At 58.9% G+C, this 16,228-nt stretch carries 15 protein-coding genes; 13 read left to right on the top strand and 2 right to left on the bottom strand.

Annotation, left to right across the window (positions count from 1 at the left end):
- Positions 1–506 precede the first annotated feature (506 nt).
- Complete coding sequence (locus tag RDM88_RS07295) at positions 507–1,070, top strand: ECF transporter S component (protein ID WP_308754207.1); 564 nt, start codon at positions 507–509, stop codon at positions 1,068–1,070.
- Positions 1,071–1,245: 175 nt separating this feature from the next.
- The gene (locus RDM88_RS07290; protein ID WP_308754206.1) at positions 1,246–1,536 is read left to right on the top strand and encodes a hypothetical protein; all 291 of its coding nucleotides are present in this window, start codon (positions 1,246–1,248) and stop codon (positions 1,534–1,536) included.
- A gap of 233 nt (positions 1,537–1,769) precedes the next feature.
- Here RDM88_RS07290 and RDM88_RS07285 read toward each other — a convergent pair whose 3' ends face one another.
- Positions 1,770–2,498: an FCD domain-containing protein gene (locus RDM88_RS07285; RefSeq protein WP_308754205.1), complete on the bottom strand. Its 729-nt coding sequence runs from the start codon at positions 2,496–2,498 to the stop codon at positions 1,770–1,772.
- A 690-nt stretch (positions 2,499–3,188) separates the two neighbouring features.
- On the opposite strand from RDM88_RS07285, the gene RDM88_RS07280 reads away from it, so the two are divergent.
- The 5 genes from RDM88_RS07280 to RDM88_RS07260 all read left to right on the top strand — a co-directional run bounded on the left by RDM88_RS07280 (position 3,189) and on the right by RDM88_RS07260 (position 9,128).
- Positions 3,189–4,313 carry a substrate-binding domain-containing protein gene (locus tag RDM88_RS07280; protein ID WP_308754204.1) on the top strand — a complete coding sequence of 375 codons (1,125 nt, stop codon included), beginning with the start codon at positions 3,189–3,191 and terminating at the stop codon, positions 4,311–4,313.
- A 4-nt stretch (positions 4,314–4,317) separates the two neighbouring features.
- The gene (locus RDM88_RS07275; RefSeq protein WP_308754203.1) at positions 4,318–5,175 is read left to right on the top strand and encodes a sugar phosphate isomerase/epimerase family protein; all 858 of its coding nucleotides are present in this window, start codon (positions 4,318–4,320) and stop codon (positions 5,173–5,175) included.
- A gap of 82 nt (positions 5,176–5,257) precedes the next feature.
- Positions 5,258–6,811 carry an ATP-binding cassette domain-containing protein gene (locus tag RDM88_RS07270; RefSeq protein WP_308754202.1) on the top strand — a complete coding sequence of 518 codons (1,554 nt, stop codon included), beginning with the start codon at positions 5,258–5,260 and terminating at the stop codon, positions 6,809–6,811.
- Entirely contained in the window at positions 6,808–7,992 is a 1,185-nt protein-coding gene (locus RDM88_RS07265; RefSeq protein WP_308754201.1) for a hypothetical protein, read from the top strand. Before RDM88_RS07270 ends, RDM88_RS07265 begins: the two co-directional genes overlap by 4 nt.
- Before the next feature lie 20 nt (positions 7,993–8,012).
- On the top strand, positions 8,013–9,128 hold the full coding sequence (locus RDM88_RS07260; protein ID WP_308754200.1) for a mandelate racemase/muconate lactonizing enzyme family protein: 1,116 nt from the start codon (positions 8,013–8,015) through the stop codon (positions 9,126–9,128).
- 174 nt (positions 9,129–9,302) lie between these two features.
- Here RDM88_RS07260 and RDM88_RS07255 read toward each other — a convergent pair whose 3' ends face one another.
- A complete protein-coding gene (locus tag RDM88_RS07255) occupies positions 9,303–10,307 on the bottom strand; it encodes an ROK family protein (RefSeq protein WP_308754199.1) in 1,005 nt (334 codons plus the stop codon).
- A 133-nt stretch (positions 10,308–10,440) separates the two neighbouring features.
- Between RDM88_RS07255 and RDM88_RS07250 the strand changes: the two genes are divergently transcribed.
- From RDM88_RS07250 to RDM88_RS07225, 6 genes are all read left to right on the top strand, one after another.
- Entirely contained in the window at positions 10,441–11,532 is a 1,092-nt protein-coding gene (locus RDM88_RS07250) for an alcohol dehydrogenase catalytic domain-containing protein (protein ID WP_308754198.1), read from the top strand.
- Positions 11,533–11,545: 13 nt separating this feature from the next.
- Positions 11,546–12,433: a dihydrodipicolinate synthase family protein gene (locus tag RDM88_RS07245; protein ID WP_308754197.1), complete on the top strand. Its 888-nt coding sequence runs from the start codon at positions 11,546–11,548 to the stop codon at positions 12,431–12,433.
- A 68-nt stretch (positions 12,434–12,501) separates the two neighbouring features.
- Positions 12,502–13,560 (top strand): aldo/keto reductase, encoded by a 1,059-nt coding sequence (locus RDM88_RS07240; protein WP_308754196.1) that lies wholly within the window; start codon positions 12,502–12,504, stop codon positions 13,558–13,560.
- Complete coding sequence (locus RDM88_RS07235; RefSeq protein WP_308754195.1) at positions 13,560–14,207, top strand: transaldolase family protein; 648 nt, start codon at positions 13,560–13,562, stop codon at positions 14,205–14,207. The genes RDM88_RS07240 and RDM88_RS07235 overlap by 1 nt, the downstream gene beginning before the upstream one ends.
- A 10-nt stretch (positions 14,208–14,217) precedes the next feature.
- The gene (locus RDM88_RS07230) at positions 14,218–15,036 is read left to right on the top strand and encodes a sugar phosphate isomerase/epimerase family protein (protein WP_308754194.1); all 819 of its coding nucleotides are present in this window, start codon (positions 14,218–14,220) and stop codon (positions 15,034–15,036) included.
- 52 nt (positions 15,037–15,088) lie between these two features.
- Positions 15,089–16,198, top strand: coding sequence for a Gfo/Idh/MocA family oxidoreductase (locus RDM88_RS07225; RefSeq protein WP_308754193.1), 1,110 nt, complete (start codon positions 15,089–15,091; stop codon positions 16,196–16,198).
- Positions 16,199–16,228: the final 30 nt, after the last annotated feature.

The following is a 16,228-nucleotide window of genomic DNA, read 5'->3' as shown; positions in this document are numbered from 1 at the left end:
CCCCGAATGCACTTCGGGTACGGTTCCTGAGACTCTCAGGCAGAGGCATTGCGCCCGCGGCGCGGCGGCGGGCGGGTTGCTGTACACTCGTTCATTGATCCTTGTCACGGCGCCGCCGACTTTGGCCGAAGGCCAACCGGAGGCGGCGCGGGGGTCAAGTTCATGGCCGCAGGCCAACCTCTTAAGAAATCCGGCCCCGAAGGGACCGGGTCCGCGTAGCGGACTCAAGCCGGGGTCGCGGGGCGGAGCGCCCGCGAGCGGCCGTCGCGCGTAAGCGCGCTCCGGGCGCAGCCCGGGCAGGCCGCCTAAGCCCCCTGCGGTTTCTTTCCCCTATTTCTTGTCCGTACAAGAAATAGGGTCGCTGTCGGTCGACTACCGACATGCTCCGCCGCTCGATGAGCGGCAAATCTAAAACCGCCACCGGCCGCCGGCGGGGCAAAGCCCACGCCAAGGCCTTGACAAACTATACCTTACGAGTATAATTATACCCGTGAGGAGGCTTTTCAATGACCAATACAGATCATAAGGTAAAATGGATCACCCGCACGGCGCTGTGCACGGCGCTTGTGCTGCTCGCGCAGATCATCGGCAAACTCCTGCCGGCGGGGGCGGTAATCGCCGGCCCGTTCAGTCTCAACCAACTGGTGACCGGCTCGCTGGTCAATCTGGTCCTGATTCTGGCGGCGGCCAGCGTGGGGCTCTGGTCGGGGGTGGCCTGCGGAGTCATCTCGTCGATTCTGGCGGCGCTGCTCGGCATGACACCGGTGCCCTTCATCGTGCCCGCGATCGCGCTGGGAAACGCGGTGATTGCGGTGGCGGCATGGTTCTTTTTCGGAAAATCGGACGGCACGGGCCTGCGGGTGGCGGGCGTGCTGGTCGGCGCGGGGGCGAAATGCGCGGTGCTGTGGCTGACGGTCCCGGCGATTTTGGGGATGCTCCCGAACGTGCCGCCCAAGCAGGTGCAGATGCTCTCGATCATGTTCTCCTGGCCGCAGTTTGTGACCGCTTTGGCCGGCGGGGCGCTGGCGCTCGCGGTCTATCCGTCGCTGCGCCGGGCGACAGGCGGCTGAGGGAATAAATATGCGCCTCTTTCCGGTTGCTTATCCGCTCACATCGAATAAGAACAAAATTCCATGCATATCTTTTCATGAGTTCTCTTTGTAAAAATTGTGAGTTTCTTTGACAATTGGTGCCGAATGGGGTAAGATGAAGGGGAGCCTTGGGAAATTTTGAGGAGGTTATTTCGTGAACAAAAAAACGACTGGCATTGTCGCGTACATCACTTGGATTGGCTGGATCATCGCGTTTTTCGCGGGCGACAAGGAGGGCGCGAAGTTCCACCTGAATCAGGCCCTTGTCATTTTCCTGGCGGGTATCGTCTGCAGCATCGTTGCCCAGATCACCATCGTCGGTGCGATCATCGGCGGAATCGCCAGCATTGTGGTGTTTGTTTTCTGGATCATGGGCCTTGTCGCCGCCTGCAAAGAGGAAGAGAAAGAAGTCCCTCTGCTCGGCAAAATTAAGCTTCTGAAATAAGATTTCTGCGGCGTTTATCCATCATTTCGTCCCAAGGAATCATACGCGCCGCGAGAACGGCGTGAACAAAGCCCGGCGGGTCACCGCCGGGCTTTGATTTTATTTGGCATGTCCGGGTTGTTTGCAGACCGCCTCAGAGGGAATAAAGAGAAAGGCCGTAACGGCGCCACATCCGCGGCGCCGTTACGGCCTTTCTTTTTCGTCATAGAAATTCGTTTGACGGTTCACGCGGCTCAAGTGAGCGCGGCAAGGGCGCTGTACTCGCGCGGGTTTTCCTGGCTGCCTTTTACCAGCGCCAGCGCGATCTGATTGCGCGACTCGACGAGCTGCATATTTAACAGCTCGGAAGCCCGCGCCTCATCCTGGCAGGCCAACGCCTCGAGGATATCGATATGCTGCTGGGCGACGTAGAGCAGGTCGTTGCTGGAGGGCCAGATAATGGAATCCTCGCAGATATCCCAAAACGCGGTCAACAGCTGCTTAAAAAACAGGTTTCCCGTACAGGCGAAGAGGGTGCAGTGGAAATCCCGGTCAAAATTTTCAAACGACTCGCCGGCCTGGGCGCATTTGAGCATCGCGTCGGTATGGTGGCGCAGCTGCAAGAGATCGTCCGGCCGCAGGTTCTGCATGGCGATGGGAAGCGACGAGAGCTCCAGACATTTGCGGATCTCAAAAAAGTCCAGCAGCAGAGACGGCCGGCACTTGATGAACGGGGCCCAGATGTTCTTGATCTGGACGCCCAAATCCGGAAACTGCGCATAGCGGCCGCTGCCCTGCTGCGAAACGATGATGCCGTTGACGGCATAGGCGTTCAGAATTTCGCGCAAAGCGAACCGGTTGATCTGGAAACGCTCCATCAATTCCTGCTCCGTGGGGAGCTTCTTGCGCTCATCGATGCACTCCATAATCAACTCGGCAATCTGGTCGTTTATGAGGTTGTTCGGTCCCGTTGTGTCTGGCATGATGTGATAGATGTTCCTCTCAACAAAAATTTGGGCTGCGGCGAATCAAAAAGCGGACAGGGGTATCTCCCGAAATTAGTATAACCTATTTCCGAAAAAAATCAATAGTTGGCATAGAATAAAATAAATATATCAATCAATTTGAAAGGCGCATATATGGGGGTTCCAATAGATGGAAAATAAGGGTATAGATGCTATTTGCGGCCGTGTCCTATGCCTTCTCCGGGAGCCGGCTCTTTTTGCCCGTGCACAAAAAGCGATTGGACAAATGGCGGCCGGAAGAGGTTGCCGCAAAGGGGAGAGAGTCTGCTTTTCGCCCGAAATCCTTTTAAAAGGGAGATGAAAAACAATGAGGATTGACAAATAAATTATACTTATGATTAGATTGAATGTCAATTAATTTTTTAAATATGGCGTATAAAAGAAATAATATTAAAAAATTTATCAACCGATTTATATTGCCGAAATATTAAAATTGTTATGCAAAATAGACTGTTTACAATTATATTAGTAAAATATCATGGTTAAATTGGATGAAAAGGCAGAACCGGGTTTGGCGAAATGGCTGAAATATCGAATAAATTTGTAAAAAAATCAAAAATTGATTGAACTATTTCAAGTATATAGCTATAATTGTGTTACAAAATACCTGAAATTTGTTTCGGGAAATAATGAAAAGGAGATTGAAAGATGTTTAAGAAGTTTTTGGCGGTAGTGCTTGCCATGACCATGCTGGTTTCTCTCAGCGCATGCGCTACAAACAATCCGGCCCCCCAGACGAGTGAGGCGGCCCCCGCGTCCGAAGCCGATTCCGCGGTCGAACCCGCTGCCGAGCCCGCTGCGGACGGCAATGTCGGCTGGAACGGAAAACCCGTCAAAGCAAAAGAGGATATCGTCATCGGCGTCTCCTGGAAAACACAGCAGGAAGAGCGCTGGGTGAAGGAACTCAATGTTATCAAGCAGGTCTGCGAGGACCAAGGCGTCGAGTTGATCTATCAGGTCGCTGAGAATGACGCGCAGAAACAGGCCGGTCAGATTGAGAACCTGGTTGCGCAGGGAATCGACATCCTGATCGCGCAGTGCAATGAGCCCGGCGCCATCACCAACGCCATGAAGGCCGCTCACGACGAGGGCGTCCTGGTTTGCTATTACGAGCCGGTCATGGGCGACACCTACGCCGACTTCACCGGCGGCAACGACTTCTATGAGATCGGCCAGCTGATCACAAAGGCCATCGGCGACATGAACATCACCGGCAACGTGGGCTATATCTACGGAGACTCCACCGGCGGCACCGGTGTTGTACGGTTCCAGGAAGGCATGCTCGACAGCATGAAAAACTGCGATGTGAACGTGATCGGCGAGCAGTGGACCACCAACTGGGATCCCGCGACGGCCATGGGCTACGCGGAAAACTGGATCGCTGAGTACGGCGACAGCCTGACCGCGATCCTCTGCATGAACGACGGTATGGCGGGCGGCACGATCCAGGCATTGGAAGGCGCCGGACTCGCGGGCAAGGTTCTCGTCTGCGGCCAGGACTGCGACCTGCTGGCCTGCCAGAGGATTGTCCAGGGCACCCAGGTCTCCACGGTTGCGAAGGCCGGAAGCGAATATCCGCAGCTCTTCACGGAAGCCTGCATCCAGTTCTACCTGGGCGAAAAGACGGCCGCCGACTTCGGCACGGATGTGAACAGCGACGGTCAGACCATTCCCTTCATGAGCTATCCGGGCGTCCTGGTCACCAAGGACAACATCGACGAGACGGTTATCGCAGCCGGACTCTTCACGCACGAGGAAGTCTACGGAGAGTAATTCCATGAAATTTAAAAACCTGACAAGGGACCAGTTCATCCTGTCCAACTTCCCCTACATCGACTATTCCCTGGATTATGCGCTGGATTCCCTTCAGCGGCTGGGCGCCGGCAAGCTGGAATTCTATGGCGCGGAGCCCCATTTCTGCATGGACGACGTTACCTATGCGGACATGAAGGTGCTCAAGCGCAAGCTGGACGAGCGCGGCCTGAGCGTGGTCGAGGTCAACCCGGAAAACTGCGCTTACCCGACCAACCTTTCCTCCAAGAACCCCGCCACGCGGCTGCGCACCTTCCGGTATTTTGAAAAGGCCATCCATACGGCCGGCGTCATCGGCGCGCCCTACGTCCTGGTATTCCCGGGCTATGCAAACCTGGATGAGAGCATCGACGACGTGTGGAACATCACCGTCGATTCGATGGGCAGGCTCGCGGAGATTGCAAAGACGGAAGGCGTGACGATCACCTACGAGGCCACCACCAGGGACATCACCGTGATCACCGACCACAAGCGGATCATGAAGCTGATCGGCGACTGCGGCGCGGACAATATGGCGGTCACCATCGACCTGATGTGCCTGGCGCAGACCGGGGAATCGGTGCAGGACGTCTACGACATCTGTGGGGCGGATAAAGTCGTCAACGTCCATTACACGGACGGCGGCCTGCTCCCCTCCGGGGCGTGGGAACACCGGATCCCGGGCGAAGGCGACCTGGATTTGGATTCCATGCTGAAGACGTTCGACGACAACCGCTACAAAGGGTATTTCGGAAACGAAGTCATGTGGACCACGGACCCGGCCATCACAACGCCGGAACTCGTCTGCGGCAAGCTGCAGAAGTGGTGGGACCAGCACTTTTAAACGGCAGCCATGCGCGAAGGATAACTGAACCGCAAGAACTGTGGGGCTCCGCTCTTTTGCGGGTGGAGCCCCACAAATCATCATGAAAGGAAGGGAGGGGCGCACATATATGGAAGATTATGTCCTGCAAATGAATCACATCACAAAACTGTTTCCCGGAGTCAAAGCCCTGGACGACGTTACGTTTGACGTGCGGCGCGGGGAAGTCCATGCACTCGTGGGAGAAAACGGCGCGGGTAAATCAACCCTTATGAAGGTCCTGAGCGGTGAATATACCGATTATTCAGGCGAACTCATCCTGAATGGAGAAAAAGTCAGCTTCAAAGGTATTAAAGAGAGCGAAGCGGCCGGCATTGCTATCATCCACCAGGAGCTCGGCCTGATCCAAACCTTAACTGTATGTGAAAATATTTTTTTGGGAGACGAGGTCTGTCAGAACGGCCTCATCGACTGGGATTTTGAATATGACAGAGCAAAAGAACTGCTCGATGAACTGAAGCTGAAGGTGAACCCCAAGACGAGGGTCGGAAACCTCGGCATCGGGCAGCAGCAGCTTGTGGAGATCGCGAAGGCGCTCAATAAAAACTGTAAAATTCTCATCCTCGACGAGCCGACGGCGCCGCTGCCGGAGGACGATTCCGAAAACCTCCTGGAGTTGGTGCGCGGCCTGCGGGACAAGGGGATGAGCATCATCTTCATCTCCCACAAGCTCGGCGAGGTTCTGAGCATCGCCGACACGGTCACGATCCTCCGCGACGGCCAGACGGTGGAGACCAGGCCGGTGGCGGAGTATTCTCAGGACTCGCTGATCAGCGGCATGGTCGGCCGCGAGCTCAAGACGCTCTTTGAGCCGCGCAGCTGTCCGATCGGGGAGGTGGCCCTGAAGGTGTCCGACTGGTCGGTATACGACGGCATCAACAACAAGTGGATCGTCCGCGATATCAACCTCGAGGTCCGCGAAGGCGAAGTCATCGGCCTGGCGGGAATGATCGGAGCGGGACGCACCGAGCTGGGAATGAGCATCTTCGGCGCGCTCGAAGACGCCATCACCGGAAAGCTGGAATACAAGGGCAGGCAGAGGCCGCGCTTCAAAAATTCCAGCGAGGCGATCAAAGCCGGCGTGTTCTATTCCTCAGAGGACCGGAAACGCTACGGGCTTGTCCTGACGTCGGATATCGCTTACAACGCTTCGCTCTCCAGTCTTGACAAGTACATCAACAGCGGACTTTTCATCAACCGGGATAAAGAGTACGGCAAAGTCAAAGAGATGGTCAAAAAACTGCGGATCAAAACGCCGTCCATCCTGCAGAGAGCCGGGAACCTGTCGGGCGGCAACCAGCAGAAGGTCTGCCTGGCAAAGGCCCTCATGACGGAGCCGAAGGTCCTGATCCTGGACGAGGCGACCAGGGGCATCGACATCGGCGCCAAGACGGAAATTTACCAGCTGATCAACCAGATGGCGGAGCAGGGGATTGCGGTCATCATGATTTCCTCGGAGCTGCCGGAGATTCTCGGCATGAGCGACCGCATCTACGTCATGCGGGAGGGCAGGATCAGCGCGGAATTCGATAATTCGGCGAGAAATATCACTCAGGAAGATGTGGCTTTGGCTGCAACGGGAGGCGTTACGACATGACGAAAACAAAGAAAAAAGTCGACCTGTTTGCCCTGTTTTACCAGAACAGCCTGGTTCTGGAAGCAATCGTTATCTTTGGACTCTTTCAGATCTTTACGGGCGGCATGTTTTTGACTGTCCGCAACCTGTCGAACCTCCTGATGCAGGGCGCGACATGTTCGATCATTGCCATCACCATGTGCCTTGTCATCATCACGGGCAACGCGGACCTGTCCGCAGGCCGCTACCTCGGCATGCTTGCGATGGTCGCGGCGCTGATTCAGGTCAACTACGGTTCGATCCCGTCGATCGTGGTGGTTCTGATCGTCTTTGCGATCGCGATCATCACCGGCCTGTGGCACGGCTTCTGGGTCGGCTACATGAAGCTGCCGGCGTTTATCATTACCCTGGCGACCCAGCTGGTATTCCTTGGAATCAACCAGTATATCAGCGCCGGCCGCATGGTAGGCCCCGTCAAAGGGATCATCGCGGAGATGGGCAACGGCTACATGCCCTCGATCAGCGGAACGCACAACGATACCACGCTGATTTTGGGAGCCCTGATCATTGTCGCCTATGTCGTATTTACGGTGGCGAAAGAAAAGAAGAGCATCAAGCAGGGCCTCAGCGAGAAAAACTGGATGAAAATCGTCCCCAAAATGGTGCTGATCGCGATCCTCGCGGGGGTTGTCACGGTCGTGCTCTACAGCTACAAAGGCTTTGCCTATGCGATGATCATTCTGTTTGTGCTGACCATCATTGTTTCTTATGTCAGCAACAACACCAAATTCGGCAGGTACGTCTATGCGATCGGCGGCAACAAAGACGCCGCGGCCCTTTCCGGCATCAACGTTTCCAAGGAGCTCCTAAAGCTCTATGTCCTCCACGCGGTCGTGGTTGCGACGGCGGCCCTGGTATACGTGGGACGCCTGAGCGCGGCGACCACCGCGGGCGGCAACGGGTATGAGTTCACGGCCATCACCGGCTGCGTGGTCGGAGGCACCGCCATCACGGGCGGACGCGGCACCGTGGCCGGAGCCGTGGCGGGCACGATGATCATGGCCGCGCTCGACAACGGCATGAGCCTGATGAACCTCGACCCGGCGTTCCAGTACATCGTCCGCGGCGGCGTCCTGCTGTTTGCAATCGCCCTTGACGCCTATGCAAGCAACCGGAAGGCCAGGACCGTCCAGGCAGTTTAATCGTACAGGAGAGATATGATATGCAAAAGAGTAAGATTCGGGATATCAGGGTGCATCTTGTATCCAGGCCGATTACGGGCGGCTTTGCGGATGCGACAAGAAAGGTTGAGACCGTCGGCTTCACGGTCGTCCGGATTACGACGGACGACGGGATCGAGGGCTTTGGCGTAACCTACCATGAGGTCGGCGGCGAGGCCACCAAGCTGATGATCGAAAAGAACATCAAGCCCAAGCTGATCGGCAGGGACCCGTTCGAGACGGAAGTCATTTGGAATGAACTCGTGGCGTACCTCCGCGGCGTGGGCCGCAAGGGCCTGATGTTCTGCGCCCTGTCGGCGATCGATATCGCGCTGTGGGACATCAAGGGCAAAATCCTCAACCTGCCCCTCTACAGGATGTTCGGAGGCACGGAGACCAAAATCCCCGTTTACGGGAGCGGCGGCTGGACCTCCTACTCGGACGAAGAGCTTGTGGAAGAGATGGTCAATCTGGTCAAAGTCGACGGCTACTCGAAGATCAAGTTCAAGGTCGGCGTCGAGGGCGGGCACAACACCAACCGCGACCTGGAGCGGGTCCGCAAGGTGCGCGAGGCCGTGGGGCCGGAGATCGGCATCATGCTGGACGCGAACAACTGCTGGGATGCGGCGACGGGCGCGCGGTTCGCCAACCGGGTCAAGGACTACGACATCATGTTCCTCGAGGAGCCGGTATTTGCCGACGACATTCCGGGTCTCGTCAAGTTTAAAAATTCCACGGACCTCCCGCTCGCAACCGGCGAGCAGGAATACACCAAGTACGGGGCGCGGGACCTCCTTGTCAACGGCTGCGCGGACATCGTGCAGCTGGACGGGACCCGCGCGGGCGGTTTCACGGAGATGCTGAAAATCGGTGCGCTCACCCAGGCGTTCAACGTGAAATTCGCCCCGCACGCGATGGAGAACATCCACATCCATCTGGTCAGCGCGTTCGGCAACGCGCCCTTCCTCGAGCGGCTGAAGCTGTTCGAGGGGATCACGGCCGACACCTATCTCGACGCGCCGAAACCGGACCACGGCTTTATGACGATTCCCGACCTTCCGGGGCTCGGCCTGAAGCTCAACATGGACTTTATCAACGAGTACGATGAGAAAAGCTGACGCCCGCCCGCAAATCCGGGCGCGCGCAAAATAGCCGGTTCTCCCGGAAACGAAAAACGCGCCTGTGGCGGCGGCGGGGGATTCCGGTTGGGATCCTGCTTCCCGGTATGGCGGTGACGCTGTCAATGAAATGTTTCGGTGTTTCACTTGGCAGCGTCATCTCTCTTCCGGGGGTCAGTGGTAGGGGTTGTTCAGAGCAATCCGGAAAAGCCCGTTCTGGTAATACTGGTTATAGTTGGATACATACAGCAGCTCGGGCAGGTGCTGCTCGGGGATGAAGCGCCTGCACCGGTCGAGGATCGGCCCGCACATGTCCGCGCTGAGGTTTTCGCCGGTGAGGACGCAGGTCTCGGGATTCAGGATGGCGCAGTAGGAGCTGACAACCTGCGCGGTGCTCTTGACGATGGATTCCGGCCCCTGGTTCACAAGGTCGTAAATGTTGCCGTCCTGGTAGGGCAGGAACACCACCTCCCCCGCGAAATTGCTCTTGCCGAGATAGATCTTTCCGTCGATGATGATTCCGGAGCCGGGGCCGCTGCCCTCAAAGAAGGAGACGACCACGAGCGCCGCGGGGGCGTGGCCCTGCTCCCGCCTGGCGTCGTAAAGGCCGTAGGCGATGGCGTTCATGTTGTTTTCCATGAGGAATTCGCAGGGAAACCGCTCGCTGAGCCTGCCGGCCAGGTCGCAGCCGTTCAGGGCCGTCATGGTGCAGGAATGGATGTGGTTGTTGTCGTAGTAGCCGGGAATGCCGATGCTGACCTTCCGGATGCCGGGGTCCTTTTCGAGCAGGGAGCCGACCAGCTCCTCAAAGCTCTCGTAGGTCACGTCCTCCAGCCACACCTGGTTCTGCTCGATCGAGCTGCCGAGCAGGTCGAACACCGAATAGAAGAGGTAGCGCTGGCTCCCGGCGGACGAGGGGAAGACGCAGCAGATGTGGGCGTAATCCCGGTTGTACGCGTATTTGGCGGCGGGACGGCCGATCGTTGAGGAGACGTTCCCGATGGCCACGATCTCCCCGGCCTTGCAGAGCGTGTTGAGGATGCTGTTCGTGGTGGCGATGCTGAGCCCGGTGGCCTGGGCGATGGAGTGCTTTGTGAACTCCACCGAGCTGTGGATGACGTCACGAACCAGAGCGATGTTGTGCTCCTTCACCTGATTGACGGTACTGATTTTACTCATATCATTCACCCTCGCGATTATTCTAAACATTATTATAAGCTAAAATAAGAAGTATTGCAAGAGAAACCCACGGAGAAAGCAAACGGTTTGGCCGTTTCGTCATAAGTTCCCGGAAGACACAGGAGGTAAAGAAATGAAAGCAGTTGCAAAGACAGCCTACGGACCGTTCCATCTGGAGTACACGGACGTCCCCAATCCCGTGTGCGGCGACAACGATATCGTCCTCAGGGTGAAGGCGGCCGGAATCTGCGGCTCGGATATGCCGCTTTTGTACGGCCCGGACGAGGCGAAATACGAAACCTACACCTACCCGATGGTCATCGGGCATGAATTTGCGGGCGAGGTCTGTGAGGTGGGCAGGAACGTCACCGACTGGAAGGTCGGCGACCGCGTGGTGTCGGACAACACCGGCTATGTGTGCGGCCACTGCCCGGCCTGCGAGACGGGAAATTTCCTTCTCTGCCCCGAGCGCAAGGGCATCGGCGGCGACATGGACGGCGGCATGGCCGAGTATGTGCGGATTCCGGGCGTCGTGCTGCAGAGGGACCCCGCCAGCATCCGCCGGATTCCGGACAGCATGCCGTTTGAGCACGCGGCGGTCATGGACCCCATCTGCAACGCGTACAAGGCCATTGTGCAGGAGGCGAAGGTCCTTCCGGGCGACAACGTGGTGATCTACGGCAACGGCCCGCTGGGACTGTTCAGCGTGCTGATCGCCCGGCTGATCAACGCCGGAAGAATCATCGTAATCGGCACCAGAAGGAGCGCGCCCACGAGGAATCCGATCTGTGAGGAACTGGGCGCCACCGATATCCTGATGGCGGACGATCCGGACGTCGCCGGAAGGGTGAAGGAAATCTGCGGGGAGGACGGGGTCGCGGCCGTGATCAACTGCGCGTCGCGGTCCGCCAACATCCTGCCGGAGGCGGTGCGGATGCTCCGCCCGGGCGGCGCGTTCGTCATGGTGGGCTACACCCGGACGGCGGTTTCCTATGAGGAGGATCCCGCGGACCTGATGGGACATAAAGGCGTCACCTTCATCGGGCACATGGGATACGACCACACCTCCTGGCGGAACACGCTGGCCCTCTACCGGGAAGGGCGGGTCAACATGGATCCGATCGTGACGCACAGGCTGCCGCTCTCCAAATGGAGGGAAGGCTTTGAGATGTTCACCAGCCGGGAGGCGGCAAAGGTCGTCCTGGTTCCTGAGCTTGACAAATAAAAGGGAACGGAATATGAAACAGTTTGAAGGGATCTACCCGGCGATCATCACCCCGATCGACGGGAATGAGGAGATCAATGAAAAGGCCCTCGAACAGGTGATTGAAAAGACCATCGGGCAGGGGGTGTCGGGGTTTTACGTCAGCGGCAGCACCGGCGAATCCTTCCTTTTGCGGGATGAGCAGCGGGTACAGCTGATCAGAGCCGTCTGCACGATCGTGGACGGAAGGTGCGACGTCATTGCGAACATCGGCGCCTTCTCGACCAGGGCCAGCATCAAAATGGCGGAGGCGGCGGCCTCGTGCGGCGCCGCAGCGATTTCCGCGGTTCCGCCCTTTTACTTCTCCTATTCCAAGCGGGAGATCGTGCAGTACTATTTTGACATCGCGGAGGCCTCCGGCATGCCGGTGATCCTCTACAACATCCCCAAGATGAGCGGCGTCTCCTTCGGGACGGAGGAACTGATCGAACTGCTCGCGCACGACGGGATCGCCGGCATCAAGCAGACGACCATGGACCTCATGCAGACGGAGGCGCTGGTGCGGACCTGCCGGGACAAGGCCGTGTTCAACGGGCATGACGAAATCCTGCTTCCGGCGCTTTCCGTCGGCGTCAGGGCTTCGATCGGCAGCACCTTCTCGATTATGGCCGACGTTTTCGTCCAGCTCAAGAAGGCGTTTGACGCGGGGGACATGGAGCGGGCGAGATATCTTCAGGGCAAGGGCAACGGGATGATCAAGACACTGCTCGAAATCGGGATTTTCCCCGCCATCAAGGGCGTGCTCAAGCTCCAGGGGATCGACTGCGGCAACTGCATCAAGCCGTTCCAGCCGCTGGGACCCGAAGACTACCAAAAGCTCGAAAAGGCGCTCGTGGATTTGTACGACGGAGGGCTCGCCTGATCTCAAGGCCCCTTTGGGGCACCGGCCGGCGCCCCAAATGATGAATTTGTATCGAAAGGAGCCAAAAAATGATTGAACGACGGTTGGGGAAAACGGGGCTGGACGTCTCCGTGCTCGGGCTGGGATGCTATCAGTTTACGGAAGAATTCCATGTGGCGCAGGACGCGGCGTATGAAATTCTGGACTACGCCATGGACAACGGGATCACCTATTATGACACCGCCGAAATGTACGGCTGGGGAGAGAGCGAGGAGCTGCTCGGCAGGGCGCTGGCGCGCCACCGGGACAACCCCCGGCTGCACTGCTCGACGAAGATGGGCTATTTTGAAAAGTCGGTCAGGGAGGAGTACGCCAACACGGTGCGGCAGACCTGCGCGGAGGCGTTCGTGGACCCGGCAAAAATGATGCGGGCGCTCAAGCACAGCATGTGGCTTTTGCAGAGGGACGTCATCGACATCTTCAATATCCATGAGCCCGACTGGCCGCAGTGGCGGATCGACTATGAAACGGCGTCCGGCGCGGCGATCGAGTTTCTGCTCGAGGCGAAGAAGGAGGGCCTGGTCAGGAGCATCGGCTTCGGCGGGTGGGATTACCACGGTCTCGCCCTGCTCGTGAAGTCGGGCAAGTTCGATTTTGTGCTCCCGGCTGGTGGGATGAGCCTCCTTTCAAAGCCCATCTACGACGAGCTCATCCCGGCGTGCGGGGAGCACGGCGTGGGCGTCGCGCTCGGGGGCGGCTTCGGACAGAACACGCCGTTTCTGATCGTCAAGGACCGGAGATGGCTGGAGCTTCTAAAGCCGGTCGAGGATGAGCGGGTCCAAAACGTCGTGAAAAAGCTGGAGCGGATCTACCGGCTTTCCGATGAGACGGGCATGTCCCTGCCCGAGCTGACGATCCGGTATATCATAAACCACGGGGAGATCGCCACGCACGTCGCGGGCGCGCGGGAGCTCGCCCACGTCCGGCAGAACATTGAATCGGCCGAAAAGGGGCCGCTGCCCAAGGATATTTTTTGCGAGCTCGAGGAGATTCAGGAGATCGGGGAGTGCCTCCCCATCTGGGACCTCAGGGACCTTTCGCGCGAGCTTGCCAAAAAACTGGACCACTGCACAGGAGGGAAAATCTGATGCTGCTTTACGCGGACTGCGCCAATATTGAGCTGCTCAAGAAAATGGATGAACTGGGGGTCCTCAGCGGGATCACGACGAATCCCGCCATCCTCGCCAAAGAGACCGCGCCGCCGGCCGAGATAATCGCGAACATCTGCCGGGCGTTCCCCGGCTACCCCGTATTCGCACAGGCCAACGCGATGACCTGCGACGGAATGGTGGAGATGGCCGTATCCTACGCGGCCGTCAGCCCGAAGGTGGTCGTAAAGATTCCGGCCTGCGTGGAGGGGTTCCGGGCGCTGCACAGAATCCGCGCGGAAAAGCTCTTTGACAACGAGATCTGCATCACCACCGTGACGACCGCGGCCCAGGCGCTCCTGGCGTGCGCGGCGGGCGCCGACTACGTCGCCCCCTACGTCGGGGACATCGGGCAGATCGGCTACAGCGGGATGGATACCCTCGATGCGATCGTGGCGGTTGTGGCGGGCACCCGCACGAAGGTCCTCGCCGCAGCGACGGAACGCGCACAGGATATGGCGGCCGCGGCCGCGCTGGGCGTGGATATCGCGACGATCACGCCGGACGCGGCCTTTGCCGCGCTGGAAAAACCGTATCCGATCACCGAGTGGTATTTGAAGCTGTTCACCGAAGCGGCGAAAGGATGAAGGGCGCGCTATGGGAAGATTTCAATACGGCGTGTGCGAGTGGTCCCTGAAAGCGCGGGGCGGAGAGCTCTGCAGGATCGCCGCGGAACAAAAGCTCGATTGCTTACAGCTCGGCGTCGGCGAGGAGGTGCTGGAAGGAAAGGGCCTCGGCAGCCGGGAGGTGGTCGAAGCGTACCTGCGGGGGAGCGCGGAATATGGGGTGGAGATCTGCTCCCTGTCCCCCCAGTTTGTGGACCAGTACAGCTTTACGATGCCGCAGGGCGCCCAAGAGGAGCAGATCGCGGTCGAGCTGGTCGACCGGACGATCGACCTCTGCGGGACGTTCGGCTGCAAGTCGTTTTTGCTGCCCGTGCTGGGGAAAAACGGCATCTGCGACGGGCCGTCCTTCCACCGGGCGGCGGCGTACATCAAACGGTTCAGCGAAAAAGCCGCGGAGAGGGGCATTGAGACCTGCCTGGAAATCAACCAGAGCGTGGAACGGGTCCACAACCTTCTGGACGCGGTGGATAACCCGGCGGTCAGGATTTTTTTCGATTCCCAGAACCTGTATGCGTACGACGGGACGTCGATGGCGAGGTATTTTACCGAGCTGGCGGGCCTGATCGGCGGCGTCCACCTGAAGGACGGCGTCGGCCCCATGCTCTCGGGCTCGCTGCTGGGGGAGGGGACCTCCGGATTCTTCCGGACGGCGCGGGCGATCCTCGACAGCGATTATGAGGGGTGCCTGATTCTGGAAAGCGTCTATGACAAGGCGTCCGTATGCGGCCGGGGCTCCCCGGAGGAGCTGCTCGCGAAGGACGCGGCCCTGCTGCGCAGCGTCTTCGGCTGAGCCGGCCGGCGGCTTCCCCGCGATGGAACAGCGCGGGAAAGGGAGGATGGATATGAAAAAATTAAGAATTGGGATCATCGGTTGCGGCTCGATTGCGCGGGTGAAGCACGTGAGGGCGCTGTTACAGTTTCCGGACCGCTGCGAGATCACCGCGCTGGCGGATATGCGGCCGGAGTCGGCGTACAGCCTCCGGCAGGACCTGCTGCCCGGCGCAAAGGTCTACGAGGACTACGGGGACCTCCTGAACGATCCCTCGGTGGACGCGGTCCACATCTGCACGCCCAACCGTTCCCACTGCGAGATCGCGGTCAGGGCCCTCAACGCGGGCAAGCACGTCATGTGCGAAAAGCCGATGGCCGAAAGCTACGCGGACGCGTGCAGGATGGTGGAGGCCGCGAAGAAAAACCACAGAAAGCTCACCGTCGGATACCAGAACCGGTTCCGGGACGACTCGCAGGCGATCCACGCGGCCGCGCTCGCGGGCGACCTGGGAGAGATCTACTATGCGAAGGCGCACGCCACGCGCAGGAAAAAGGTCCCCACCTGGGGCCGCTTCCTCTCCATGGAGGCACAGGGCGGCGGGCCGCTGATCGATATCGGCACCCATGCCATCGACTTGGCCCTGTGGTTCATGGACAACTATGAGATCGCCTCGGTCACGGCCGCGGCGTTCAAGGGCCTGGCCAACGATCCGGCCGGGAATGTGTGGGGGCCGTGGGACCCCGCTGAATTCGAGGTGGAGGACTCGGCGTTCGGTTTTATCCGCATGAAAAACGGCGCGCTCCTCAGCGTGGAGGCGTCCTGGGCGCTCAACATTCCCGACGCGCGGGAGGCGTGCGTGACGGTGTGCGGGACGAAGGGCGGGGCGCAGCAGCTGCAGGGCGATTACGGCCCGGGCTCCTACCAGTGGAAGCTGGTGAAGGCGGAATATGACCGGCTCGTTACGGTCACGCCCGACGGCCCGGAAAAGTTCATCCGGATGGATGAAAAAGCCGACGAGGTGCTCACCCTTGCCCCGGTCAGGGAGATGGACAGCTGGCTTACCGACCTGGAGGGCGGCAGGCCCCACGCGGTCCGCGCCGAGCAGGCCGCCGCCGTGGTCAGGGTAATCGAAGCGATGTACGAATCGGCAAGGCGGGGCGGCACGATCCGCCTCGACTGACGGATGCGGAGGAAGCGGGACCCCGCCCCA

Source organism: uncultured Anaerotruncus sp. (assembly GCF_902490045.1).
GTDB lineage: Bacteria > Bacillota > Clostridia > Oscillospirales > Ruminococcaceae > Anaerotruncus.
The sequence above is the reverse complement of the archived record's forward strand: the minus strand, read 5'-3'. Positions and strand labels throughout refer to the sequence as shown.